Annotated in this window: 4 protein-coding genes; 2 read left to right on the top strand and 2 right to left on the bottom strand. The window is 47.1% G+C overall.

Translation table 11 applies throughout. From position 1 onward, the window contains the following. Nucleotides 1-605: SDR family oxidoreductase (locus WH5701_RS15925; RefSeq protein ID WP_071934135.1), on the bottom strand; the 605-nt coding region annotated here is incomplete at its 3' end. 16 nt (nt 606-621) lie between these two features. On the opposite strand from WH5701_RS15925, the gene WH5701_RS17290 reads away from it, so the two are divergent. Further along, nucleotides 622-882: a hypothetical protein gene (locus tag WH5701_RS17290; protein ID WP_156776456.1), complete on the top strand. Its 261-nt coding sequence runs from the start codon at nt 622-624 to the stop codon at nt 880-882. Between the two features lie 297 nt (nt 883-1,179). On the opposite strand, the gene WH5701_RS15920 is transcribed toward WH5701_RS17290, so the two are convergent. Then, nucleotides 1,180-1,398 (bottom strand): Nif11-like leader peptide family natural product precursor, encoded by a 219-nt coding sequence (locus WH5701_RS15920; protein WP_232201734.1) that lies wholly within the window; start codon nt 1,396-1,398, stop codon nt 1,180-1,182. 671 nt (nt 1,399-2,069) lie between these two features. Here WH5701_RS15920 and WH5701_RS00025 point away from each other — a divergent pair. Beyond that, the coding region (locus tag WH5701_RS00025) for an orange carotenoid protein N-terminal domain-containing protein (RefSeq protein ID WP_006169686.1) at nt 2,070-2,726 on the top strand (657 nt) is incomplete at its 3' end.

Genomic DNA, 2,726 nt, shown 5'->3' with positions numbered 1-2,726 from the left:
GCATCGATACGCTTCAACAAGCCCTCAACCGACTGTTGAGGGCTAATGCCACTTGGGTTGTAATTAATCATCCGGGTCGCCACCAAGCCTGGATGGAGAATGACGACAGCGATGCCCTGCGGCTTGAGATCAATTGCTAATGACTTACCGGCAATATTTAAAGCAGCCTTCGACATTCGATATCCATAGGATCCACCAGAAGAGTTGTCAGCAATGGAACCCATACGACTGGTCATCAGCGCAATCCAAGACCCTGATGAAAGGTTGGAAGTTAGGGCACTGACAAGCCGCAAGGGAGCCAGCGCATTGATCTCAAACTGCTGGCGGATGGCCTCGACATCCAAATTGTTTAATGCATTCGAGTGCAAAATCCCAGCGTTGAGGATTACGCCATCAAGGCATTGACTTTGAAGACGAGACATTAGTTCATCTAGTGCAGACGCCTCAGTGAGCTCGATTCCAGCTTCAATTTGTACCCCCAAAGAGCCGAGTTCTCGACTGGCTTTACGGCAGACAGCAATAACGTGGTCACCACGGATACTCAATTGTCGGCAATACTCCAGTCCAATTCCGCGATTTGCACCCGTCACGAGAACAGTTGCCATAGCTGATCGATTGAACTTGCAGCATTCTCCCCTGACGCCGTCTTGCAATCATGGATGGAACGATCAGAACAACACAATGACCAGATCAGGAGATGACACGGGGAATGAGAAAACCTTTGATCCACTTTCGATGATTGAAATGTGGCAAGACCTTCACAAACTGATGGAGCAATGGTCGGCCAAGTACGGAACAACAACAGATTTAGCCGCAACAGCCTTTCGAGAATTTGCAGAATCACTATCCAACCAACCACCATCACACCGGAAAAATAATTGAGCCGACGAATCGATAAAAAATCAAATAATGAAAAAGCGAAGAGCTTAGTCGTTCAAAACGCAGCATTAGAATGAACCCTTATAAAGCTAGGTTTAAGATGGCAGAAAATATTTATGCAAATTCAACAGATCACAATCACTGAAATATACTATTGGCAAATACAAAGACTTATTAGCAAATAAATCCGGTAAGCAACCAAATGCGGCGAACTCGATCAAATCAATTAGGAGACACATTACGAACTTAAATATCCACAACACAAAAAAACGGCAATCAAATCATCCCATTTGTCGATAATTAGTAATAACGACCAGGATATTCGCCAGGATGATCGACGCGATCGATCGTGACCCCGTATTCAGTGCGACCAGACGCCAACAAGAGTTGAGCACCCGTTACCGCAAAACCATTGTCCTGGGCAATGAGAGCAACCTCATCGGCCGTGATACAAGCTCTCACTTGCGCCTGCAACCTTGAATCTCGACCCAAGAGCTGAAAAAACCGTGCAAGCTCCATACCAGAATCATCAGTCATAACAACGAATCAAAGGCGAGGAGAAACGGACTGAACCGCAGAAATCCTAAGCAGTCGTAGCAAAGCTTAGAAAAACTTTATTTCTTCGCGATAGTCATATCGAACTAAAACATTCTCTAGCGAACACGCGCCCATTAGACCTAAACCTGAAGTCAGAGCACAAGATCAAATGTCGTTTATCAGCCGGATCTGCGCAACGTCGAAGGGATCAACCATTGATGCCGTTGGCAACGGCCGGTATCGGGTCTGCAACAAACAATCCCAATGCTCAGAAGTCACTGGACTGTGGCAGGCCTATGAGGCACTACGTATGCAGGAACAACGAATCAACTGAATGGACAAGAGGTAAGCGACAACGAGATGGCAAACAACTAACGCGTGCCATTGGAAGCTGTAGATGAATAACGACAGTCCAACGTAAAGATTGACCGAGGCACGCACCACAACAAGAACCCAACCGATCTGATCCATCGGGCTATCGCTACCCAATCCAATCCACCTGCATCCCGAACGAAGCTCTCAACAGTGGCTAGAGAATCGACCGTGCGTCAAAATTTCCTACCACAAAACTTGCTCAAACACCAGAAATCAGAGAAAAGAAGACACAAGCGTTTACATGGTGATAGTCTCAGCACTTCACGTACCGGGATGCGATGTACACGATTGATAAGGCACGTCAGATTTTTCCTGATACACAAACGGCCGACGCTGTACCCGCAATCACAGCTCGTTTCAAGCTCCTAAGCGCTGAAGACCAACTGGCGTTGATCTGGTTCGCCTATCTAGAGATGGGGCAGACGATTACTGTCGCCGCTCCTGGCGCAGCGAGAATGGCTTTAGCCAAGCCAACGCTCGACGAGATCGTCGCCATGAGCTTTGACGAGCAGACAAAGGTGATGTGCGACCTAGCAAGCAAAATCAACGCACCGATCTCGACGCGTTACGCCTTCTGGTCGATCAACGTGAAACTTGGTTTTTGGTACGAGCTCGGAGAACTGATGCGAGGCGGAAAAGTAGCGCCTATCCCACCTGGCTACAAGCTTTCAGCCAACGCATCCTCAGTTCTCGATGCGGTTAAAAAAGTTGAGCAAGGTCAACAAATTAGCTTGCTCCGTAATTTTGTTTCCGATATGGGTTTCGACCCAGACGTGGTCGACGATAAACTTGTAGCTGAGCCAATTGTTGCTCCAACACCAGAGAGTGAAAGGGAAAAGATATTCATCCCTGGTGTACTCAATCAAACCATCCTAAGTTATATGGAGCTCTTGAACTCCAATGACTTCGACCAATTAATTGAACTATTCCTAGAC

The organism is Synechococcus sp. WH 5701 (genome assembly GCF_000153045.1).
Classification (GTDB): Bacteria; Cyanobacteriota; Cyanobacteriia; order PCC-6307; family Cyanobiaceae; genus Regnicoccus_A; species Regnicoccus_A antarcticus.
Note: the sequence above shows the minus strand (reverse complement) of the source record. Positions and strands in the feature narration are given on the sequence as shown.